The organism is Bacillus nitroreducens (assembly GCF_964021195.1).
The window spans coordinates 219,409-240,854 of record NZ_CAXHYI020000001.1; the positions used below are offsets into that span (position 1 = coordinate 219,409).

Genomic DNA, 21,446 nt, shown 5'->3' on the forward strand with positions numbered 1-21,446 from the left:
CAGACGAGGTGCTTAGAAATGAAAACGTATAAAATCGCAATTGCTGGTGGTGGCTCCACCTATACTCCTGGAATCGCAAAAGCATTAATGCTAAAAAAGGACGAGTTCCCTGTAAGTGAAATTCGCCTGTACGATATTAATGAAGAACGTCAACGAAAAGTAGCGCTTATTACCGAAAAAGTTGTTGGCGAATTTGATGATAACGTCAAAGTTTCAGCCACAACCGACCCAAAAGCTGCATTTGAAGGTGCTGACTTTATCTTTGCACAGCTTCGCGTTGGTGGTAATGCAATGCGTGAACTCGATGAAAAAATCCCGTTCAGTCACGGTATTGTCGGTCAAGAAACGTGCGGACCTGGTGGTATGGCCTATGGGCTGCGTACAATCGCTCCAATGATTGAGCTATGTGATTTTGCAACTCATTATGCTCCTGAAGCATGGATTATCAATTATTCGAATCCAGCTGCCATTGTTGCAGAAGCGATTCGTAAAGAACGTCCGAATGCACGGATCTTAAACATTTGTGATATGCCAATCGGTATGATGTTACGTATGGCTGAAATTTTAGATGTGGATAAGAATGAAATTGAAGTCGACTATTTCGGCTTAAACCACTTTGGATGGTTCACAGATGTGTATGTGAACGGACAAAGCCGAATGAACGAATTACGTGAATATATGAGTGTGAACGGGCTTGTAACTCCAGCCCAATCAAAGGACCTTCAACACTCTGATGTTGATTGGGTCAAAGCGCATAAAAACGTGGCAAACATGCTACAGCTTTTCCCTGAGTATATTCCAAGCTCATATCTTCAATATTATTTGATACCGAAAACAGTTGTCGAGCAAACAAATCCAGACTATACGAGAGCAAATCGTGTAATGGATAATCGTGAAAAAAATCTCTTTGATTCAATTGAGCATTTAGAGGAAACTGGTGAATTTAAAGAAGGTTTTAATGTTGGAGTGCACGGAACCTTTATTGTCGATGTCGCAATGGCCATTGCCTATGACAGACGTGAACGATTCCTATTAATTGTTGAAAACAATGGAGCGATTCCAAATCTTCCAGATGACGCGATGGTTGAAATCCCAGCATATGTAACAAGCAGAGGGCCTGAACCGATTCGCTTAAAACCTATTAGTCTATTCTATAAAGGTCTTATTGAACAGCAAGTAGCTTCTGAAAAATTATTAGTAGAGGCTGCACTTGAAGGTTCCTACCAAAAAGCACTTCAGGCCTTTGCTCTTAATAAAACTTTCCCTTCTGCGGAAATAGCAAAGACTGTACTTGATGATTTAATCGAAGCCAACAAAGATTTTTGGCCAGTACTAAAATAAGAGATATGCAATGATTGTAAGGGTACTTCTATTGTAGGAGGCCCTTCTCTTTTGAAGTACCTGCAACAATTAAAACACAAAAAAAGCAAGGCAATTCGTTACAGAATTAGCACTTGCTTTTTTGTTGATATGACAGTATTTTTTATGGTTTGAAAACTAAATTTGAAAGTAAAATAATGCATTAAATGGGAGAAGGGCAATAAGAATTCTATTCTCGTTAATTTAACTGCTTTTTCAAATGCATCTTATAGATTTTTTTATTACAATTATTCAACTGCACATTTTCTACTTCCTCTTATTATTCACTAAGTACCCATTATCGTTTTCTATAATTGTAGATATCACTTCTACTTTTTTCGATTTTAGATAATCAAATCATTCTTTAACATTTGCATGTTTTGATGTAATTTTGATTTGTCCTCCATTTAATTTCACCGAACTAAATGGCTCTCTAAGTTTCGATAGAAAATCAAATACCATTTCTCGATTGTATTCATTATGCGCTAGAAATTGATATAAAAACATAGCCCCCTGCTCAATAGGTAATACTTCTATTATTCTAATCACTACATTTTCGCTTAATGATTTTACCGTAGTCTCGTTATTCTATTTATTGATTTCTTCCCACTTACTCAAATACATACGTTCTGTAATTTGTTTAGGATTGTTTACCTTACATATGAATTCTAAACTATTGCCATCAGGATCATTAAAATGAATTTTAGCGTGAGCATAATCTTTGTGAGGCATTACGAAAGGCTCCACTGGCTCAAATCCAAAAGCCTCTCTAGGTTCGTACCCTTTATTCTTGAGCCAACTAATTGAGTTCTTTAACCCTTCTAACGATACTTGAAATGCTATATGCCTTATAGAAGGATGATACTCAAGTTCTACTTTATCCGTTTTCCATAAACCTAACCAACTACTATCTTTTTCAATCCATAAAAATGCCACCCTATCTTCAACAGTATGGTCAAGTTCCAGTCCAAGGTTAGTATAGAACTCTATTGAACGTTTTAAATCACTTACTGGTAAATGTGCTTCATATAATCCTTTTATCAATGATACTCCCCCTCAATTCTCTATTTTAGTTTAATCTTCACCAGATACTTCTTCAACTAGTCTCCCCCTTAGTTGAAGAAGCGTTAACCTTGTTCAGCTATCGCAACTCCTAGCACAATAACAAGCTATAGTTTTGATCCGCACCACGGACAAAAATAAAATTCTATACTTGAAGAACCTCCATCATGAATTATCAATCCGTAGTCATTATCTTTTTTATTATAAATGATTGTTTTATCTGGACAGTCAAAGGGATTATCATGTATATCACACTTATAATTTGCATGAAAATCCATATCCTCACAACAATGTTTTTTCATACTTCACTTCTCCTTGTATACTTAAAGCAGACGTTAGCTCAATAAAACTGAATAAATTTCATAAGAAGTACCGTCTATCATTTATTCTCCGTAGTAACAGCAAATTTAAGTTGTGATTATTTTATGAACTCAATCGGCTCTCTTCTTTTTTCATTAACAACTTCAACAAACTTTTTAATATTTTCAGGTGCAATAATCGTATAATCATATGCATTGTAATATAAATTGTAACGTTCTTTTGACAGTGCAATTGACGCTAATGGGGCATTTGTTTTTTCAATTCTTGTAATACTATTCAGCTCAACTCGGCGTTTAAATGGGCCAATATGGATCATTAAATGTTCATTTGTTACAACATAAAATGTTCGATACCATAACCATAAAATCAAGATGGCGAAAATCCCAAATATAAAAGAAAACGTTATACTTGCGGCCAATCCTGCTTCATGGTAAATCGGTATGAATAGTCCAACAGATAGTCCTAAGAAAAGGAATACCGAGACCCAAATCAAAATTCGAAAAGTCATGTCTTTTTTCGCATGAAATTTCATAATAACCTCCTTAAAAGTCAAAGTGAGTCTGCCAAATTCAGAGAAAGAAGCGAATACGAATATATCACTCCTCACTTCTTCTGCTGCACTCCCTAAACTTTACTACGTTTGAATTTTTTAAAGGTTTCAGAGATAAGGATTATATTATTTTTATATTTTTAACCGATTTTTGCATCTTTCAAGAACCTACCCCGATATGAAAAAGCGACTGCTCTAAAATTTCTTGTAATGAATCTGGATATTCTTTAGTACAACAACTTCAAAAACACAAAAGCGTTAAACCTTCTTAGGTTAACACACCCGTTCGTTGAAGCACAATGCTTCACATCTCAGACGATTATTGTCTTTCTTTTAATATTTTTGCTTCAATCGCTTTCAAAATGTCATATGCCCCCTCTGACTGATTCGAGCATACAACAGTTTTAATTGAGCTTTTAGGATAGAACGCTGAATGAAAACTAACTCCAGGATCATAACCCATAATGTGGTATTTTGTAATTTCATCATTGTTTTTATTAATCCATACGCCATAACCATAGAACTGCTCGTTATCATCATTCGTATTAATGTGCGGACTAAGTAACTGACGAGTGTATTCTTCACTTAGTAATTGATGATTTATGAGTGCATCCCATAGCTTTGCCATATCATTTACAGTAACGTAAGCCCCACCGTCTGAACCGCCTTTTACGGGCAATGAGTAAATATTCGTCTTCCAAGTACCATCTGGAAAGTCAATATAACCAAACGCTGTTTTTGGTGGTAAAGCATCGAACTCAAAATAACCAGAGTCAGTCATCCCCGCTTTCTTGAAAACTTTTTCCGTTATGTAATCAGCAAATTTAACTTTGCTTGTTTGTTCTATAATTAACCCGAGTATGATGTATCCCGCATTATTATAATGAAACCTCTCACCTAGCTTTAATTTCATTGGTTGATTCTGAAATAAAGGTAAAAAATCTTCTAAGGTTCTGATGTGATACATCGGATTCTTCATCCATAACTCCTCGAAATCATCCATAACTTCCTCATCAAAGTAATCAGGTATTCCAGCTGTATGTGTTAATAAATGATGAATCGTTATATCCTGATCAAAATAAGGAAATGAAAAACTAAGACACTCTTTTAGCTTTGTATCAAAAGAAAGTAACCCATCCTCCACAAGCTGACAAATCCCGATCGCTGTAAATAGCTTGCAGCCCGATGCTATTCCGAATCGTGTATCAAAGCTGTTCATTATTTGCTCGGAACGATTCGCATAACCATAACTATTCTCTACCAAAGTTTTTTTGTCATCTTGAGCAATAATTGTTCCTGAAAAGTTCTTTTCTACCATAACATCGTTCATGTAATCCTTCATATTAGTTATCATCCAAATCTCCTCTACTATTTCCTCTTTCAATAACTTGTATCTGTTTTAATTTCGACAAAAAGGGGTGTTAATCCTTTTTCCTCTAACCTGCTCCGATAGTGAATAAGCGACTGCTCTATTCGAACAATCGCTATCCTTTAGTCCAATAAAAATCTCTTATTAAAAATCCTTGTCTTTTTGCCCACTTTGTTCAATAAGGAAATCAACAAAAAAGGTGGTTAATCCTTCTTGGATTAACGCACCCATTCGTTTAAGTATAATCCTTCTCATTATCAATAAAAAGTAGCTCTTAAAATCGAAGCATGTTAATTTGAATAATGAAATCATAATTTTTTGGATAAACAAAAAGACCTTCTTAGGTCTTTATCTGCTTTTTACAAGTAATTCAACTGCTTCTTTCACAAGTTTCTCTGTACTTTCCCCTTTTTCATCAGCGTTACGTACACATTCAACTAGGTTAGAGCTAACCACCACCCCAATTGTTCGGTCAATAGCTGTACGCGCTGCGGAAAGTTGAGTAATAACATCTTTACAATCTTTATTTTCTTCCATCATTCGTAAAATACCGCGTAATTGTCCTTCGATTCGTTTTACACGGTTCTTAGTTTTCTCATCGTAATCCATGTAAGTTGTCCCCTTTCAACATAGGGTTGATGATTCCCTATTTTACTGGCAATTCTTTGATAAACTTATGAGAATCATACACTCTATATCCTGTCACTTGGAATCCTTTTCGCCTTAAGATTCGAATAGCTACGTTTTTCTCAAGTCTATTTGAAGCCACAACATGAATCTTTTTATCTGGTATCTCATAACAATACCTTTCCAAATAGGCGACAGGAATATTAATAGATTTCTCGATTATATCTTTGTACGAAATATTGTAATCTCTTACATCTATAACCTCAACAACCGTAAAATTAACTTTTAATGTATCTTCACAGTGTGTACCAACTACAGGAAAATACCTCTTATATAGTTCCCATAGTATAAATAGTATCAAAAGTAAAAACAATATCAATCGTTTAACAGCCCCTTAAAACAATAAATTAAGGAAACACTATAGGATGATATTATACCCGTATAGGTATATTGTCAATCGACCAGCTTACCTTGTGTTTAAAACAGAAAACAGATTTTTTAAAAAACCCGCTATTTAAGCGAGTTGAAAAATATTTAAATGCAATAAATCGATAACCGATCACTCTGACCGTTTCAATGATTTTTCCGTCAGTTATGTGCACCTTAAACGTTGAATCCTTGTTTGTCTTAATTCCTCAAGTACCATGACCGCAATTTTTGCTGGGTTTCTCCATCGTTTCACCCCATTTCAGTGAAATAGTACATCCATCGATTCAAACTTATAATCTTAGTTTATAGAATATCCATCCAAATCTTTATTGCAGTTGCAGCGATTAGGATTGCAAGGATAATCTGTAATACCTTTGTGTTCATCTTCTTCCCTGCGTTTGCACCAAGTGGTGAGGCAATTATGCTTGCTACAATCATTATAACGGCTGGGATATATTCAATTTGACCTGTCGTGATTTTTCCTACAGTTGAACCAATTGATGAAATAAATGTAATTGCAAGTGAAGATGCGATTGTCATTCTGGTAGGGATTTTTAGGACCACGAGCATGATTGGTACAAGTAAAAATGCTCCAGCTGCTCCAACTATTCCAGCTCCAATCCCTACGATAAAAGACAGCACAGCTGCTAGCCATTTATTAAACGTCACTTGGTCAAACGGAACATCGTCAACATTCTTTTTCGGAATGAACATCATGATAGCAGCAATTAACGCTAATACACCATAGACAACGTTGATACCGCCCTCTGACATAAATTTAGAACCAAATCCACCAACAAAACTACCTACTAAAATACTAATCCCCATATAGAAAATAAGTTTTTTATTTAGATACCCACCCTTACGGTATGCCCAGACACCACCAATGGTGGCAAAAAATACTTGAACAGCACTGATACCTGACACTTCATGGGCACTGAATGCTGCTAATCCAAATAATGGTGGAATATATAATAGCATTGGATATTTAATGATAGAACCACCGATTCCTAACATACCTGATATATATGAACCAATAAAACCAATCAAAAAGATTGTAATAATAAAAGCAAAATCCATTTAATATTTACCTCCTCTTGACAAAAGGGAACCAGAAACGGTTCCCTTTATTGTTGTTTACGCCTTTTTTATCCAGAACTTTAATACTTCATTTTCTTCTTCATGCTTCATTAGCTCATGACCACCAGACTTTGCCCAAGCTGTTAGGTCATTTTTTGCACCCTTGTCAGTTACATGAATTTCAAGTACTTGGCCTGATTCGATTTCATTTATTGCATTTTTGGTTTTTACGATTGGCATTGGACATGCGAATCCTTTTGCATCTAATACCTTTGCTACCTCCATGAAATTACCTACTCCTATCAATTAAGTTTGTCATTAGCGAACCGCACAACGGTTTGGTCCGATCTCCATTTCACGTTGTTTTTCTTCATCAGGATAGATTTTCCCCATATTTGTTTCACGAATTTCTTGATATGCGTTTGGTTGTGGTGGTAAGTTTTCTGTTACGATTTTTCTAAATTCTGCTTCATCCGTAATATTTAGACCGTGGTTTTTCACAAATAGTGTTCCTAGTCGTTCAGATACACTACCATCCTCATTTAATTCATCGATAATCATGAAGTGAGCTGGTAAAACAACTAGATCATCAGACAATTCTCTATAGCGATTATAGAGAGTTTCTCTAAGATCTCCTACCCAATCCTGAGCCAAACCAGCAAGGTCTGGTCTACCGATTGAATCAATAAACAGAATATCACCAGAAAGTAAGAATTTTTCATCAACAACAAAAGAAGTAGAGCCAATTGTGTGTCCTGGAGAATACAATGCATGAATAGTAATGGTTGTATTTCCAATTGTCACATCTTGACCGCCTTCTAAAGCCGCGTATTCAAACGTAACTTCTGTAGCATCTTTAGGTGGTAACCAGTAAGTTGCATTTGTGGCTTCTGCTATTTTTCTTCCTCCCGAAATATGGTCAGCATGTAAATGAGTATCAAATACATGCTTAATTTTCGCACCCTTGCTTTCAGCAAAATCAAGGAAGATATCCGTCATACGAGTTGCATCGATAATCGCTGCTTCACCGTTTGATACTACCATGTAAGATAGACAGCCTTTTCCGATACGAACGAATTGGTAGACTTCTCCACCATCTTTCAAATCGCCAACTTTAACTGGCTCTAAGTGCTCACTCCAAGCCTTCATACCACCTTTAAGGTAGGATACAGTTAGCCCAGCTTCAGAAAACATTTCTGCTACCATGATTGATGAGCCTTCCTTCGCACAAACAACTAGGATATCCTTGTCTTTTGGCAATTTTTCAAGGATCTCTTCAACCCCGTCTAGTAATTCAAAGTAAGGAATGTTTAAATAGTCGAAGTTTTCACCTTCAATTTTCCAATCGTTAAAATCACTCTCGTTACGAACATCTAAGATAAATAATGGTTCTTTATCGAACACTTTTTTCGTAACCTCTTTTGCAGTCATTACATTAACAGTCATTTATCAATTACCCCCTATGGTATTATTAAAATTAAAAATTTTTATAATACGATTACTTATTCATTTTTTAGTGCTGTCATGATACTATTCGGATCATAGCCTAGGACCCATTTTCCATTTACTTCCGTTTGTGGTACACCCATTTGACCAGTTTTATTTACAACATACTGCATCATTTCCGGTTTTGAGTCAACATTCATTTCAGTAAAAGGAATATTTTGATCTGCTAAAAAATTTTTCAACATTACACAATAAGGACAACGAGTTGTCGTGTACACTGTAATATTATTCATGAGTTCATTACTCCTTATCTCATTCATTTGTTAAACTAGTAGTTTTTCCAGCCCACTTGCTCATTCCAGGTACCACATTAATTACGTTTTTGAAACCTTTTTCTGTAAGCTTTTGTGATGCTAAATCACTTCGACTACCTGTGCGGCAAACAACATAGATTTCTTGATCTGCATTTAGTTCATTGATTCTTTCCTCTAATTCTCCTAACGGAATGGAGATTGCTCCAGGAATGTGACTAAATGCATATTCGGCAGCTTCACGAACGTCAAGAACAAGAATATCCTTTCCAGAAGAGAGAGCAGCCCCCAAATCTTCGTTTGATACTACATTAGGATGTCTTTTCTCTGTCTCTTCTTCACCACTGGCTTTACGAATATAATGTTTTAGTACATCGCCTTCTTCGATTGTACCAATGTATTGATGCCCTGTACTCTCAGCCCATGCTTTAAGGTCTGCTTTTGAACCTTTATCGGTTGCTTGCACCTCTAAAACCTGACCGCCCTCTAAATTATTAATTGCTTTCTTAGTTTTGACAATCGGCATTGGGCATGCCAAACCTTTTGCATCTAATACAAGGTTCGTTTTTAATGACTCCATTTTATTACCTCCAAAATATCTTTTTAACGTTCAATATTTAATTAAAATCAACATTTTGACACCACTTCCATACCCAATAGGGTATAATAACACTCAAAAAAATTTATTCAACTTTACCTTCCCAAGCGAGCATACCGCCCTCCATGTTGATCACCTTGAATCCTTGTCCTTCAAGGAATTGAGAAGCTCTTCCACTTCTACCACCTGAACGGCAAACCATAACATATTCTTTTGACTTATCAAGTTCGTTCATACGGAATTCTATTAGTCCTAATGGAATATTAACCGCTCCAGGGATTCTTCCAGCTGCAACCTCATCAACTTCACGAACATCGATAATATTTAAGGTTGTTCTTTCACTTAGTAAAGTTTCAACTTCTTTTGCTGTTAGTTGTTTCACTATAATTTCCTCCTATTAAATTTGATACTATTAACTACAAATATCCTTATCTCCAGGAGCTTACGCCACCTTTAACATTCGTTATATGCTTAAAACCTAATTTTTTTAATTGCTTGCTAGCTTTTTGACTTCTCATACCACTTTGACAAATCACAACTACTTCTTTATCTTTTGAAAGTTCATTCGTTTTTTGTGCAAGTTGATGAAGAGGCATATTTTTAAATCCTTTAATATGATAGCCCTTGAACTCACCAGGAGTACGAACATCAATAAATTGTTTGTTTTTGTCCTTTAATTCATTCTTCAATTCAGCTGTGCTAATATGTCTTATTCCTGTTGTAGGAATCAGACGTTGTATGATAAAAATTACAATTAGTGCAAAAACGATATAGTTGATGTATTCCATGTTCATTCCTCCTGTTTGCAACAAAGTATTTTAGATAAACAGGTTTACATTTCCATCTTCAGCATCTGCCAAATAAGCTGCCACTCCCGCTAATTCAACATCATCTAACAGTTCTTCTTGTTTAAGTCCAAGTAAATCCATTGTCATTGTACATGCAACAAGCTTTATGTCCTGCTCTTGTGCCATTTCAATAAGCTGTGGTAATGGTAATGCATTGTGTTTTTTAATAACATCTTTAATCATTTTTGGCCCCATACCTGCCATATTCATTTTTGAAAGTCCTAGTTTATTTGCGCCTCTAGGCATCATTTTGCCAAACATTTTTTCAATGAAGCTTTTTTCTGCTTTAATCTCTTCATCTTTACGTAAAACATTTAATCCCCAAAAAGTATGGAAAATAGTTACTTCATGATCATAGGCTGCAGCACCATTTGCAATAATATAAGCAGCCATCACCTTATCATAATCCCCACTAAATAATACGATTGTTGTTTTTTTTCTTTCAGTCATTCTTTTTCCTCCCCGTTCTCTCTTCATGTATTATCCTTTTTTAATATAAAAGGAAAGGACACCATTTTCTTCTTTTGTTTCAACTAGTTCATGTCCACTAGATGCTGCCCATGCTGTTAAATCATTTTTTGCACCTTTGTCAGTTGCAAGAACTTCCAAGATTTGGCCAGACTCAAGACTATCAATTGCTTTTTTTGTTTTTACAATCGGCATGGGACAAGCTAATCCTTTTGCATCTAATACTTTATCTATATCCATGTAGATACCTCCATTCTTTGTTTTTTACCTATACCCCTATAGGTATAAAAGTAACTAAAATAAAAACGGGTGTCAACCCTATTTAAGAAATAGTAATTCATGTTACATGTCTTATATTATACCCCAATGGGTATATTGTCAACATAAAAAATTGTATGCATTTCGAAACCACATCTAACTTTTAATGTTATACGCATTTATCAATCCATCTTATGAGTCTTTCTTCAATATCTTAGCAAGTGGTATTCCTATTTTTGTTTCTTCGTTTAAACCTTCTTGGACCAACTCACTCGTTAGTGCAATAACTCTTGCACTCTTTTCGAAAAATAATTACTTAGAACAGATAAGCCTAATCGGGTTATTAATCCTTATAGGAATATTTAGTATTCCTAGTCAAATAAAAAAACAACCCCTACTACATATATAACTTAAGGGTTTAATTTTACCTGACCGACTTTGCGATTATCTCTTATCAAAAAAAATTCTCTTAATCTTGACATTGGACGCTACCCTGGTGATTTATTGGATTTACGGTGGTATCCATATTTTGTATAAACTAAATCGTTATTACAGATAGTATTAAAAACAGTTGAAGGATATGTTTAGAATGACAAAGCGTCATATTAGTGAGAAATTTCCAGGTTATGAAAAAATCAAATCGACTCTTAATGAATCGCCCGACTTGGAGTGTCGAATGATTGAATCTAGTAAAGAGAGAATTCAAATTATTTTCATGAAGAATTTAATTAAGCCAGAGATTCTAAATGAATTTGTCATTAAATACATTGAAGAACTTTCTGTAGAATCTTTACAATACACCTATTTAACGAAAAACATACCTATAGAAGAAATAAAGGTAAATATAGAAGAACAAGAAGTAATCTCTTCCCTTTTAAATGGATTTGCTTATATTTATTTCTTAGACGAGAAAAAGGGTTTCATTGTGAACTGCGCAAATCCCATTGAACGCTCCATTGAGAAAGCAGAAACAGAGTCATTAGTATATGGACCTAAAATTTCATTTACTGAATCAATAACATCTAACGTTAAGATAATAAGGCAAAATCTAAAAGATAATAATTTGTGTACGGATGAAAAAATAATTGGGGATCGCATTCAAAAACAAGTAAGAATTGTATATATAAAAGATATTGCGAACGATGACACTCTTCAGACACTTAAGGATAGAATTAATCAATTAAGGACAGAAAATATAATTGATAGTTCCGTTTTGGCTCAATGCCTAGAAGATAATCATTACTCTTTACTTCCACAATTTATATTAACAGAGCTTCCTGATCGGTTCATCTATTCGATTTTAAACGGCAGAATTGGAGTTTTTCTAGATGGTAGCCCAGTAGCCATTATTGGTCCAGCTAACTTTTTCTCATTTTTCGAATCAACAGAGGATATATATTTGAGGTGGTCTTTAAGTATATTTATTCGTTTTATCCGATTATTTGCTATGGTAGGTTCTCTATTTTTAACAGCCATATATGTGGCTGCCATGACTTATCATTTTGAACTTATACCATCTAAATTGTTATTTGTCATTGGACAATCACGTTCACAAGTCCCTTTTCCACCCTTATTAGAAGCACTCTTACTAGAATTTTTAATTGAGTTACTCAGAGAAGCTGGGGCCCGCCTTCCTTCAAAAGTAGGACAAACAATGGGAATTGTAGGAGGAATTGTCATTGGCCAAGCAACAGTTGAGGCAGGGTTAACTAGCAATATTTTAATTATTATTGTTGCATTTAGTGCATTAGGGGCATTTAGCGCTCCTATTTATGAAATGGGCACTGCAGTCAGACTTGCTAGATTTCCAATTATTATTTTAGCAGGTGTTTGGGGGTTAAACGGAATCATTGTCGGTCTATGTATTCTAATGGTTCACTTGTTAAAATTAACTTCTTTACATAAACCTTATCTAGCACCTCTATACCCCCTAAGAGTTAAAGATTTGAAATATTTCTTAATACGTCTCCCCCACCATTTTTATACGAGACGTCCTATAGTAAATCGAACAAAAGACTCCATTCGCCTAAAGAAACGATTGAAAAATTCAACAGATTTAGATGATTATTGAGGTGCAAAATGAAATCAAATATAGGTTTTGTTAACGCATTTATGGTCTTTTTTATCATACACACTTCGCAAATTGGTATGGGGATTCTTGGAGTTCCAAGAATTATGTATCTAGAAACAAAAAAAGATGCTTGGATATCCATTTTACTTTCTGGTTTATTCGTGAGCTTACTGACATGGGTAATGATATCTATCCTAAATAAAAATGAGGGTGGTACTCTATTTGAAATTCATGATCATATATTTGGACGCTTTATTGGTAGTATTTTCAACTTCTTTATTGTCATTTACTTTATTGCCGTCCATTATTCGACTACCATTAGTTATGTCGAGTTATCACTAACATGGGGATATGAAGGTGTCTATGAATGGGTCGGAGTATTGGCTTTATTAATGTTAACCATTTATGCTGTATCAGGTGGATTCAGAGTAGTGACTGGTGTTTGTTTCTTATCCTTTTTATTAACTATTTGGCTACTATTTGTTGTTTACCAACCACTTCAAACCATAAACTTAACAAGGATTTTACCAATAATGACGACAACTCCTTCAGAAATGATGAACGGAGTTTTCAAGAGTAGTTATACAATGTTAGGTTTCGAGACGTTGCTTTTTATTTTTCCATTTATAAAAGAGAAAAATAAACTTCAGCTTTTTAGTCAAATAGCAGTCTGGTTGACGACCATTCTTGTTTTAATAATAACTGTAGTTTCAATTTTGTTTTTTAGCGCTCAGGAATTAGAGAAGAATGTTTGGCCCGTTGTCAGCATGATTAGTACGGTCCATTTTCCATTTATTGAACGCTTTGAATTTATTGCTGTTCCATTATGGATTTTAGTTATATTTCCAAACCTATGTATCACTCTATACATTTCCTCCAAGGGTATTAAACAGATTTTTAATATAAAACAAAAATATGGAATATGGCTCATCTCCATTATCCTTTTTATCTGCAGCTTTTTAATTACTAAAAGAGTAGATAATAATTATTTTTTTGATCAAGTTGGCAAAACAGGATTTTTCCTCTGGTTTATATATCCAATTTTTTTGTATGTAATCATCTTTATAAGATCAAAAATTAATACACGTTCCAGACGGAGTTGAAAGAATGAAAAAAATTGTTATTCTGCTGTTTTCTCTTTTTTGTACTGCATGCATGGCTCCTGAAAAAATAATAGAAATGCAAGGAATTTCAACGATTATTGGTTATGACGTGCTTGATGACAATACATACAAAGGCACTATCAGTTTGTTACAATTTGATCGAAAAGAAGAAAAGACCAGTGTAACCATTTCAGCTGAAGGAAGGACTAGCAAACAAATCCGACAAAAACTAGAGGAACAAACAAGCCATGACATTAGTTCTGGTCAATTAAGGACCATACTGTTTAATAAAAATATGGCAGAAACAGTAGGAATTACTTCTTTTTTGGATACATTACAAAGAGATAGTAGTATCAGTTCTTTAATCTTTTTAGCCATTACTGATAATGCTGAGGAGACAATTAACAATACAAACTATGAAGAATATCCCGAAATGGGATCCTATATCTATCAACTATTGGATAAACACGAAAAGAAAGAAATGTTAATCAACTCCAACTTACATGATTTTATTACTACACTATATGAAGTTGGTATCGACCCTACACTACCCCTGATTAAAAGTGTAAATGGGGTAGCACCTTCTATAGGTGGTGTTGCGTTATTCAGAGATGATAAAATTGTGGGATCTATTTCGTTGATAAACACCTTTTACCTAAAATTATTCACAAATAACAATGCATTCCTAGGTGATATAACTGTAGAGATTCCTTCTGAAGAACTAAAGAAAAGGGGTATTGCAAAACACATCCTTTCTAAAAGTGATATTTTTAAGGTTACACTTCATCCAATAAAGTACAAAGGAAACATTGAAATTAAGAATAAAGAATTTGTACATTTAAATGCAACGGTATCCGTTTCAATATTAGAATTTCAACCCTCTACTTCCCTGAAAAATAAAGATACATTAAACAAAATGGAGCAACTGATTAGTGAAGCACTAAACAAAGAATTTAGAATTATACTTGAGGAATTTAAAAATTTAAATACAGATCCCATTGGCATCGGAAGAAAAATAAAAAGTGTAAGAAAGTACTCCCATTTAACCGAGGAAGATTTAAGAAAAAATTACTCAACACTAATGATAAATCCAAATATAAATGTGGAAATTAAGCGAATTGGATCAGTTGATTAACTTGTTTTAGGAGCAAATGCACAAGCGCCTTGAACATCCCCGACAAGCATGCAAGACGATACCTCAAGAGGGTTGTTCTTTAATCTTCTTTATGGATTGGCTTATGACGTCGAGGAGCTAGGCGCTGATGCTAGGTGTAAATAAACTAATTTATATTTATTTACATTTACCTAATCAAGGAGAATTTCTTACTAAATAAATAGACACTTTAACATCTCGTAGAAAATGAAACTTAGTCCAGAATTGACTAGATTTTTAATTCTGTATTTTTTCGACTATGTTACAAAATTAGTCATATAAATTTCTAGAATTATAAATTAAACACCGTAAAAATTAAGTCCCTACATCATTAAAGTCTCTTTTAGTTTATGCTTAAACTTCTAGATTTTGTATAAATACTTCGGTCCATTTTCTCCTTTTTATTTTACATTCGCTCTTCCTTAATTACTTCCAGATGTGATTATCAAAGAGAGGGCTTTTTTCATACTAAGAAAAGCCCCTACTCCTCAATTTGAAGGTAGGGATACATCCATCCTCGTCACAAGCATTTCTTACAACACTTTTTAGGAAAAATAAAAGAGCCATTATCGGCTCTTTTGACTGTTATTGTTAGTCTTTTTGCTTTTTAAAGGTACTCCAATCACTAAAATGGGAAGGTTTCATAATTTTTTCTCATTCCACTAAATAACATTCTTGATGTCATTTAGCCTTTTTTAATACATTAAATAATTGTAAATACCCTATAGAAGACGATTCAATTTTAAACCCATACAAGTAGTAACTATGCTTATTATGTCTCCAAACAATATTCCCTCTAAGTACTTCTTCACTAAACCTTATCTGCAGCAAGTAGTCCCTTGTATTCGGAAAATTAAGTATCGATTTAAAACATAGACCTCCTGAGCTAATGTTTATTATCTCAATTGGAGTATATTTATTATCAGAAACTTTCCCCTTAATTTCATTGATAAAAAGCCTTCCACTTATTGGCTTGTCGAAATAAAACCTTGGATGCACCCTCTTATTCATCAATACCCCCGCAATGTAATAATTTTATATAATATTACAAATAGACTGAAGGTACAAATTATTTGCTCTATACTAAAAAGCATATATTTCCTTAATTAATATTAAAAGCAGTGTGATTTCGACTGTGAAATCCAATGCTTTTATACTTGTTTATATATATGGGGGGAAGTTAACAAGAGAACGGCTTAATCTTGGACGAGAGCATCCTTTTGTTAAAGATAGGGATTTAAATTTACAATACGCAAATATTTAGGTGGTTTTCTAATAACAAAATGTTTCTCAATAGCCTTTAGGACCTCATCATTTCCAGGCAATGATGTCATTTCTATCGCCTCTTTAAAAGATAACCATTTATACTCACTGTGTTCATAATTTAATGTTACTTCCTGTTGTTCATCAATATATCCAACAAATACAGGTGCAATCTATATTTGAATTGGAATGATAACGTTAATGAAATGAGATCCCCGTTATTTATATTTTTTGTGCTAATCAATAATTTAACTTGAAAACTATCTAGTTTTATCGTAATATTGTTCAAGTAAAACGAAATCATTACGATTTGTAGTGGAAATGGAGGATGAAAATGAATATAAAACCTGACACAGTTTTAAGTGGATACATTGTTTAAGGTAAAACTACTTTATTAAACGATGTAGTGCAAAACAGAGAGGGCTTACGTGTCGCTGTTATTGTAAATGAGATTAGTGAAATTAATGTTGATACAACTTTGGTGAAAAATGGTAAGTTTTCTCGTACAGAAGAAAAACTAGTTGAAATCCATAATGGCTGCATTTGTCAGTAAACCTATCCAAGTAGCTCAAACCTTTACATATATTGACGAGTAACCAGATGTTTTGAAGGATTGAGAACCTATATTTGGAGATCGAGCTGCTCTTAATAAGTATAAGTATGGAAATAACAAATTATGAATCGTTTAAATGAATGTTTATTAACAGACGAAGAAATCATGATGGACTGGAATACTTTATCAGATTCACTTCCAAGTCTACATGAAAGATAAATTTTTTTGGTATCATAATCGGAATGATTACGATATATAACTACACTAATTAAATCGTCATAATTATGATTGAGAGGAGAAATTATGAAAACTAAACACATTTTTGCATTATTAGTCATATTAACGACCACATTCTTGTTTGGCTGTGCTTCAGAAAACAAAACAAGCACAAACGAAGACAAGAACACACCTACAACATCTGAACGACTTAAAATTTTTACTACGGTATTTCCGTTACAGGACTTTACAAAAAAAATTGGTGGCGAACACGTAGAAGTTTTAAGTATATTCCCTCCAGGTTCTGATGCTCATACATTTGAACCTACTCAAAAAACGATGGTAGAGATTGCGGAAGCAGACGCTCTTATATATATTGGTGTAGGTGTGGAAGGCTTCATTGATGCTGCTGAGAAACTATTACAAAATGAAAAGGTGCAACTGGTGAAGGCGACAGAAAGCATGGAATTATCTAATGTACTAAATGATCACGAAGAAAATCACCAAAGTGTGGAAGGAACTGATACCGAACACAACGACCATCACTCTCATTCAAATGCTGAAGAAACCCACAGTGAAGCTGTAAATGAAGAGCATGAGGAGTATCCCGACAGTCATTCAGGTAATGAGGACAACCACCATCATCATCACGATGTTGATCCTCATGTTTGGTTAGATCCTTTAAAAGCTGTAGAACTAGCTGAAAGTATTCTTCATACACTTGAGGAATTAAAACCTGAGGCTCAAGAAGAATTCGAAAAAAACTTTAATGAACTAGTAAAAAACTTGCAGACATTAGACCAAGAATTTGAGAGTGTTATTAAGCAGTCTTCAAAGAAAGAAATTTTAGTTTCACATGCAGCCTACGGGTATTGGGAGTCAAGGTACGGAATTAAACAAATAAGTATCTCTGGTTTATCACCATCAAATGAGCCCACTCAAAAGGATTTAAAAAACATAATAAACACTGCTAAAGAACATAACATCAAGTTTGTTATTTTTGAACAAAACCTAACATCTAAAATAGCTGAAGTGGTAAAAAAAGAAATAAACGCTCAAAGCTTAACCCTTCATAACCTTGAATCTGTAACAGCAGAGGATATAAAAAATGGTGCTGATTACATTAGTATAATGAGGCAAAATCTTGAAACTTTGAATAAAGCTTTAAATGAATCCTAAAGCATAGGCCTTTGTGGCCTATGCTTTATTCGCTCCTTGAAGTTTAGACTTTTACTAGACCCAAGTTTACTATTTAAGTTAGACTTCCATTTCAAATAATCTTCCTGATAGTGCAATATAAATATGTAAAAGTCCTTTAAGGACTTTTTTGTTATATGATGCTACTAAAAGTAATCTGAAAAGAGAAACTGTTAATTGTAAAATTCCATATGTGTTTTTTCTTTTTTATAATAATCCAGCCTGTCTTGTAAAGTACCTGTATGAAATTCAAACTTATGACCATCTGGGTCCGTAAAGTAAATGGATTTTTTATCTTTTTCGTCCCTTGGACGACCTGAAAGGATATGCACATTCAATTCTATTAGTTTACTGTACATTTCATCAAACTCAGCTTCTTCTATTGAAAATGCTATATGAGTGTATGACTGACTTATTTCATTACGGGGAATATCCTTTTCTTCATTGAGCGCCAGCCATATACCATTCAAATCAAAATAGGCTGTACTTTTCCCCTTGACTAACAACTTTGCATCAAACACATTTTTATAAAAGTCTATCGACTTCTCTAAATTAGAAACAGAAAATAACAAATGATTAAGACCCTTTACGGACATAATACCACCTCAAAAGTAGGGATTTTACTAGTTGAATCGTACAGAAAATATTCCGCATCGATAATACCTCAAAAAGGTGCCCCGATGACAGCTCTATCTTCAACTCTTGGAATCGTTAGTCGAACAAGGACTGTTTCGTTCGCAAAGGAAGCGACTGTCTTGTTGAACAATCGTAAGGACCAGTTAGTTAAAAAACTAGAGACTTTAAACGACATAACGTGACTTGAAGGATTATAATTTACCATTGAAAATCCAATAGTAGAGTAAAATTACTTCGATTACAATAATCCACCTTCATTCTTAAGGGGAAAAGTTACCATAATAAAGTTTTCTCTATTACCTTCTTAATTCCTTCTTAAACTTTCCTACATCTTAGTTTCATAAGAAAAATATTCATCTTTCACGATTCCAACATATAAAAAGCTTTTTTAGATAAGAGTCAACAAAAAAAGACTTCTCAAAAGTATACATAACTAATGAGAAGTCTTTTTTGTTATTTTTTATAAATCCTTTGCGAATCAAGGAAAATCTTTAATGTTGAATAACTATTTTAAAAACCTCTTTGAAGTGTTTAATTGATTGCAATATCTAAACTTTAAATCGTGCCACAATTTCCTGTAACTTCTTAGCCAACTCTGCCAAATGATCACTTGCAACAGCAACCTCTTCTACGGATGATGCCTGTTCCTGCATAGAAGCCGACGCTTGCTCTGTAGAAGCAGCATTTTCTTCAGCAATAGCAGAAAGAGTATTTAGAATTTCTAGTATCTGCTCTCTCATTTGGTTCATTTCTTTACCCGCAGAACTCAATTTATCAGTAACTTCCCTAGCATGATCCATAGACTGCTCAATCATCAAATATTTTTCTCTACTCTTAATAACACTATCAGCTTGTTCCACTGAAATTTGCATTGCTCTATTCATAGATTCCACCGAATTCATCGTGTTCTGCTGTAACTCCGAAACAATATCGTCAATTATCTTAGTTGATTTTGCTGTTTGCTCTGAAAGCTTCATGATCTCCTCTGCGACTACAGCAAAACCTCTCCCAGCTTCCCCTGCTCTTGCCGCTTCGATTGTCGCATTCAACGAAAGAAGACTTGTTTGAGAAGCAATCGAGTTAATTAAATTACTTGCTTCACCGATTTTTTTAGAGCTTTCATTTGCTTTAGAAACTACTTTTGAGATTTCTTCCATTGTTCGTGTACCTTCTTCTGTCACATTGCTTAAGGTATTCATCTCAGCAATTCCTTCACCTACAATTTCACTTACCTTTAAAGTAGAGTCATTCACTTTCCAGATATATTCATCAACTGTTTCGATTGTTTTTCCTAAAACACCAGCTCTTTGAGAGCCTTCTTCTGTATTTTTCGCTTGGTCAGAAGCACTACCTGAAATCTCGTGTACAGCACTAGCTATTTCTTGGGCTACACTCGAAGAAGTTTGCGAGATTTCGGTTAAATCTTCCGAAGCAATCGTTAACTGTGTAGAAGAATCATTAATTTCAATTACAATCCCACGTAAACTCTCTGTTAATGATTGAAGTGATTTTGCTAATTCTCCAACCTCATCATTTCGTTTAATGTATTTCTCTTTTACATTTTCACTTAAGTGTAATTGGGTTATTTTTTTAGAATGCCCTATTATTTGAACAATAGGGTTTACAATAGACCTACCAATAAAATACGTAATAATAACTGCCAGAATAAGCATGATGTAGGATATGTAATTAATAGACTTTTCCAAGCTTGGTATAGCCTCTAACACTTCATCCTCTACTGCAAGTAGGATAAAGGACCAATCTGTTCCTTCTATTTCTTCAAAACCTGCAATATAATCCGTTCCATCATAGTTGTAATCTGCTGTACCTGTTTTTTCTGTGATTGCTTTTTCTACCATTGAGGCTAAACTATGAAACTTATCATCGGCTTTTGCTGCTTCGATTGGATTCATTTGCATGAATACATAATCCAATACTGGATATGCTAACGTCGTTCCATTTCCATCTGTTATATAGCCAAATCCATTTTCTTTGTACTTAATATCTGCAATAAGATGACTTAAAGATTCTCCGTCTTCTAGTCCAATAATAGCTCCAACAATTTCACCGTTTTCTTCAATTGGTACCGATTGTAGTATGTAAAGTTCTTCTAATTCAGTATTTTCTTCAAAGAATATGCCATTGGGTTCACCATTCAGTGGTGCACTGATTGGATGTGATAGATTGAATTGCCCCCTATCCCCATTTGTATAACGAACTGACCCGTCTTTTTGCATAATACCAATATCTATGAATGATGTCGTTCTCAATACCTCTTGAAGTATTTGCCTTTGTTCATCCCAATCCATCTTTTTTACCGTTTCTAACGAGGCTAGTGTTTTTAATGCTTCTCTTGGTGTTTGAAGTCTTGCTGATACTAGCTTTGCCTCTTCCTTTGCTACAGAAAATACCGCATTCCTTGCTTCTTTTACTAGTATATCGCTAGACACTTTAATCGATATTAATCCTATACAAATAGAAACTAACATTATTAATATAGAAAAAGATACAATCAATTTGAATTTAAT

General features: G+C 34.2%; 24 protein-coding genes and 1 pseudogene. 6 read left to right on the forward strand and 19 right to left on the reverse strand.

The features are described 5' to 3' along the window. The first annotated feature begins 18 nt into the window (after window positions 1-18). Window positions 19-1,341, forward strand: coding sequence for a 6-phospho-alpha-glucosidase (locus ACWPVE_RS01135; RefSeq protein WP_453990084.1), 1,323 nt, complete (start codon window positions 19-21; stop codon window positions 1,339-1,341). Window positions 1,342-1,716: 375 nt separating this feature from the next. On the opposite strand, the gene ACWPVE_RS01140 is transcribed toward ACWPVE_RS01135, so the two are convergent. The 16 genes from ACWPVE_RS01140 to ACWPVE_RS01215 form a co-directional block, all read right to left on the reverse strand. After that, entirely contained in the window at window positions 1,717-1,908 is a 192-nt protein-coding gene (locus tag ACWPVE_RS01140; RefSeq protein ID WP_453990086.1) for a hypothetical protein, read from the reverse strand. 39 nt (window positions 1,909-1,947) lie between these two features. Continuing rightward, window positions 1,948-2,403 (reverse strand): VOC family protein, encoded by a 456-nt coding sequence (locus ACWPVE_RS01145; RefSeq protein ID WP_453990087.1) that lies wholly within the window; start codon window positions 2,401-2,403, stop codon window positions 1,948-1,950. A gap of 125 nt (window positions 2,404-2,528) precedes the next feature. Next, the gene (locus ACWPVE_RS01150) at window positions 2,529-2,723 is read right to left on the reverse strand and encodes a DUF6980 family protein (RefSeq protein WP_453990089.1); all 195 of its coding nucleotides are present in this window, start codon (window positions 2,721-2,723) and stop codon (window positions 2,529-2,531) included. Window positions 2,724-2,839: 116 nt separating this feature from the next. Further along, on the reverse strand, window positions 2,840-3,274 hold the full coding sequence (locus ACWPVE_RS01155; protein WP_453990091.1) for a PH domain-containing protein: 435 nt from the start codon (window positions 3,272-3,274) through the stop codon (window positions 2,840-2,842). A gap of 337 nt (window positions 3,275-3,611) precedes the next feature. Beyond that, window positions 3,612-4,646: a serine hydrolase domain-containing protein gene (locus ACWPVE_RS01160; RefSeq protein ID WP_453990093.1), complete on the reverse strand. Its 1,035-nt coding sequence runs from the start codon at window positions 4,644-4,646 to the stop codon at window positions 3,612-3,614. Between the two features lie 363 nt (window positions 4,647-5,009). Continuing rightward, window positions 5,010-5,270: a metal-sensitive transcriptional regulator gene (locus ACWPVE_RS01165; protein WP_453990095.1), complete on the reverse strand. Its 261-nt coding sequence runs from the start codon at window positions 5,268-5,270 to the stop codon at window positions 5,010-5,012. Between the two features lie 37 nt (window positions 5,271-5,307). Then, the gene (locus ACWPVE_RS01170) at window positions 5,308-5,667 is read right to left on the reverse strand and encodes a hypothetical protein (protein ID WP_453990097.1); all 360 of its coding nucleotides are present in this window, start codon (window positions 5,665-5,667) and stop codon (window positions 5,308-5,310) included. A gap of 353 nt (window positions 5,668-6,020) precedes the next feature. Beyond that, on the reverse strand, window positions 6,021-6,797 hold the full coding sequence (locus ACWPVE_RS01175; protein ID WP_453990099.1) for a sulfite exporter TauE/SafE family protein: 777 nt from the start codon (window positions 6,795-6,797) through the stop codon (window positions 6,021-6,023). A gap of 57 nt (window positions 6,798-6,854) precedes the next feature. Continuing rightward, window positions 6,855-7,082, reverse strand: a complete 228-nt coding sequence (locus ACWPVE_RS01180) for a sulfurtransferase TusA family protein (protein WP_453990101.1) — start codon at window positions 7,080-7,082, stop codon at window positions 6,855-6,857. A 33-nt stretch (window positions 7,083-7,115) separates the two neighbouring features. Next, window positions 7,116-8,243, reverse strand: a complete 1,128-nt coding sequence (locus tag ACWPVE_RS01185; RefSeq protein WP_453990103.1) for an MBL fold metallo-hydrolase — start codon at window positions 8,241-8,243, stop codon at window positions 7,116-7,118. Window positions 8,244-8,299: 56 nt separating this feature from the next. After that, window positions 8,300-8,536 carry a glutaredoxin family protein gene (locus ACWPVE_RS01190; RefSeq protein WP_453990105.1) on the reverse strand — a complete coding sequence of 79 codons (237 nt, stop codon included), beginning with the start codon at window positions 8,534-8,536 and terminating at the stop codon, window positions 8,300-8,302. Window positions 8,537-8,555: 19 nt separating this feature from the next. Continuing rightward, window positions 8,556-9,134 carry a sulfurtransferase TusA family protein gene (locus tag ACWPVE_RS01195; protein ID WP_453990107.1) on the reverse strand — a complete coding sequence of 193 codons (579 nt, stop codon included), beginning with the start codon at window positions 9,132-9,134 and terminating at the stop codon, window positions 8,556-8,558. A gap of 103 nt (window positions 9,135-9,237) precedes the next feature. After that, complete coding sequence (locus ACWPVE_RS01200) at window positions 9,238-9,534, reverse strand: rhodanese-like domain-containing protein (protein WP_453990109.1); 297 nt, start codon at window positions 9,532-9,534, stop codon at window positions 9,238-9,240. Between the two features lie 46 nt (window positions 9,535-9,580). Further along, complete coding sequence (locus ACWPVE_RS01205; RefSeq protein WP_453990110.1) at window positions 9,581-9,940, reverse strand: rhodanese-like domain-containing protein; 360 nt, start codon at window positions 9,938-9,940, stop codon at window positions 9,581-9,583. A 30-nt stretch (window positions 9,941-9,970) separates the two neighbouring features. Then, window positions 9,971-10,450 carry a DsrE/DsrF/DrsH-like family protein gene (locus tag ACWPVE_RS01210; RefSeq protein WP_453990111.1) on the reverse strand — a complete coding sequence of 160 codons (480 nt, stop codon included), beginning with the start codon at window positions 10,448-10,450 and terminating at the stop codon, window positions 9,971-9,973. Between the two features lie 30 nt (window positions 10,451-10,480). Next, on the reverse strand, window positions 10,481-10,708 hold the full coding sequence (locus ACWPVE_RS01215; protein WP_453990113.1) for a sulfurtransferase TusA family protein: 228 nt from the start codon (window positions 10,706-10,708) through the stop codon (window positions 10,481-10,483). A 607-nt stretch (window positions 10,709-11,315) separates the two neighbouring features. On the opposite strand from ACWPVE_RS01215, the gene ACWPVE_RS01220 reads away from it, so the two are divergent. From ACWPVE_RS01220 to ACWPVE_RS01230, 3 genes are read left to right on the forward strand one after another with little or no spacing between them, the layout of a single operon-like run. Continuing rightward, window positions 11,316-12,797, forward strand: coding sequence for a spore germination protein (locus ACWPVE_RS01220; protein ID WP_453990115.1), 1,482 nt, complete (start codon window positions 11,316-11,318; stop codon window positions 12,795-12,797). An 8-nt stretch (window positions 12,798-12,805) separates the two neighbouring features. Next, window positions 12,806-13,900 carry a GerAB/ArcD/ProY family transporter gene (locus ACWPVE_RS01225; protein WP_453990117.1) on the forward strand — a complete coding sequence of 365 codons (1,095 nt, stop codon included), beginning with the start codon at window positions 12,806-12,808 and terminating at the stop codon, window positions 13,898-13,900. Window positions 13,901-13,904: 4 nt separating this feature from the next. Further along, window positions 13,905-15,035: a Ger(x)C family spore germination protein gene (locus ACWPVE_RS01230; RefSeq protein ID WP_453990118.1), complete on the forward strand. Its 1,131-nt coding sequence runs from the start codon at window positions 13,905-13,907 to the stop codon at window positions 15,033-15,035. 699 nt (window positions 15,036-15,734) lie between these two features. Here the strand turns inward: ACWPVE_RS01230 and ACWPVE_RS01235 are convergent. Beyond that, on the reverse strand, window positions 15,735-16,064 hold the full coding sequence (locus ACWPVE_RS01235; protein WP_453990120.1) for a PilZ domain-containing protein: 330 nt from the start codon (window positions 16,062-16,064) through the stop codon (window positions 15,735-15,737). A gap of 586 nt (window positions 16,065-16,650) precedes the next feature. On the opposite strand from ACWPVE_RS01235, the pseudogene ACWPVE_RS01240 reads away from it, so the two are divergent. Both ACWPVE_RS01240 and ACWPVE_RS01245 read left to right on the forward strand, forming a co-directional pair. After that, window positions 16,651-16,863: pseudogene (locus ACWPVE_RS01240) on the forward strand (GTP-binding protein); the annotation flags it as partial. 309 nt (window positions 16,864-17,172) lie between these two features. Continuing rightward, complete coding sequence (locus ACWPVE_RS01245; RefSeq protein ID WP_453990122.1) at window positions 17,173-18,264, forward strand: metal ABC transporter solute-binding protein, Zn/Mn family; 1,092 nt, start codon at window positions 17,173-17,175, stop codon at window positions 18,262-18,264. Window positions 18,265-18,455: 191 nt separating this feature from the next. On the opposite strand, the gene fosM is transcribed toward ACWPVE_RS01245, so the two are convergent. Then, entirely contained in the window at window positions 18,456-18,878 is a 423-nt protein-coding gene (gene fosM / locus ACWPVE_RS01250) for a FosM family fosfomycin resistance protein (protein ID WP_453990123.1), read from the reverse strand. Between the two features lie 588 nt (window positions 18,879-19,466). Further along, complete coding sequence (locus ACWPVE_RS01255; protein WP_453990826.1) at window positions 19,467-21,407, reverse strand: methyl-accepting chemotaxis protein; 1,941 nt, start codon at window positions 21,405-21,407, stop codon at window positions 19,467-19,469. Between the last annotated feature and the right edge of the window lie 39 nt (window positions 21,408-21,446).

What these genes read in the sequence shown, in the direction of transcription:
- ACWPVE_RS01230 (WP_453990118.1), top strand. Translation starts at nt 13,905, where the DNA reads ATGAAAAAAATTGTTATTCTGCTGTTTTCTCTTTTTTGTACTGCATGC.
- ACWPVE_RS01205 (WP_453990110.1), bottom strand. Translation starts at nt 9,940, where the DNA reads ATGGAATACATCAACTATATCGTTTTTGCACTAATTGTAATTTTTATC.
- ACWPVE_RS01150 (WP_453990089.1), bottom strand. Translation starts at nt 2,723, where the DNA reads ATGAAAAAACATTGTTGTGAGGATATGGATTTTCATGCAAATTATAAG.
- ACWPVE_RS01175 (WP_453990099.1), bottom strand. Translation starts at nt 6,797, where the DNA reads ATGGATTTTGCTTTTATTATTACAATCTTTTTGATTGGTTTTATTGGT.
- ACWPVE_RS01160 (WP_453990093.1), bottom strand. Translation starts at nt 4,646, where the DNA reads ATGATAACTAATATGAAGGATTACATGAACGATGTTATGGTAGAAAAG.
- fosM (WP_453990123.1), bottom strand. Translation starts at nt 18,878, where the DNA reads ATGTCCGTAAAGGGTCTTAATCATTTGTTATTTTCTGTTTCTAATTTA.
- ACWPVE_RS01215 (WP_453990113.1), bottom strand. Translation starts at nt 10,708, where the DNA reads ATGGATATAGATAAAGTATTAGATGCAAAAGGATTAGCTTGTCCCATG.
- ACWPVE_RS01155 (WP_453990091.1), bottom strand. Translation starts at nt 3,274, where the DNA reads ATGAAATTTCATGCGAAAAAAGACATGACTTTTCGAATTTTGATTTGG.
- ACWPVE_RS01180 (WP_453990101.1), bottom strand. Translation starts at nt 7,082, where the DNA reads ATGGAGGTAGCAAAGGTATTAGATGCAAAAGGATTCGCATGTCCAATG.
- ACWPVE_RS01195 (WP_453990107.1), bottom strand. Translation starts at nt 9,134, where the DNA reads ATGGAGTCATTAAAAACGAACCTTGTATTAGATGCAAAAGGTTTGGCA.
- ACWPVE_RS01190 (WP_453990105.1), bottom strand. Translation starts at nt 8,536, where the DNA reads ATGAATAATATTACAGTGTACACGACAACTCGTTGTCCTTATTGTGTA.
- ACWPVE_RS01225 (WP_453990117.1), top strand. Translation starts at nt 12,806, where the DNA reads ATGAAATCAAATATAGGTTTTGTTAACGCATTTATGGTCTTTTTTATC.
- ACWPVE_RS01245 (WP_453990122.1), top strand. Translation starts at nt 17,173, where the DNA reads ATGAAAACTAAACACATTTTTGCATTATTAGTCATATTAACGACCACA.
- ACWPVE_RS01165 (WP_453990095.1), bottom strand. Translation starts at nt 5,270, where the DNA reads ATGGATTACGATGAGAAAACTAAGAACCGTGTAAAACGAATCGAAGGA.
- ACWPVE_RS01210 (WP_453990111.1), bottom strand. Translation starts at nt 10,450, where the DNA reads ATGACTGAAAGAAAAAAAACAACAATCGTATTATTTAGTGGGGATTAT.
- ACWPVE_RS01235 (WP_453990120.1), bottom strand. Translation starts at nt 16,064, where the DNA reads ATGAATAAGAGGGTGCATCCAAGGTTTTATTTCGACAAGCCAATAAGT.
- ACWPVE_RS01185 (WP_453990103.1), bottom strand. Translation starts at nt 8,243, where the DNA reads ATGACTGTTAATGTAATGACTGCAAAAGAGGTTACGAAAAAAGTGTTC.
- ACWPVE_RS01255 (WP_453990826.1), bottom strand. Translation starts at nt 21,407, where the DNA reads ATGTTAGTTTCTATTTGTATAGGATTAATATCGATTAAAGTGTCTAGC.
- ACWPVE_RS01220 (WP_453990115.1), top strand. Translation starts at nt 11,316, where the DNA reads ATGACAAAGCGTCATATTAGTGAGAAATTTCCAGGTTATGAAAAAATC.
- ACWPVE_RS01135 (WP_453990084.1), top strand. Translation starts at nt 19, where the DNA reads ATGAAAACGTATAAAATCGCAATTGCTGGTGGTGGCTCCACCTATACT.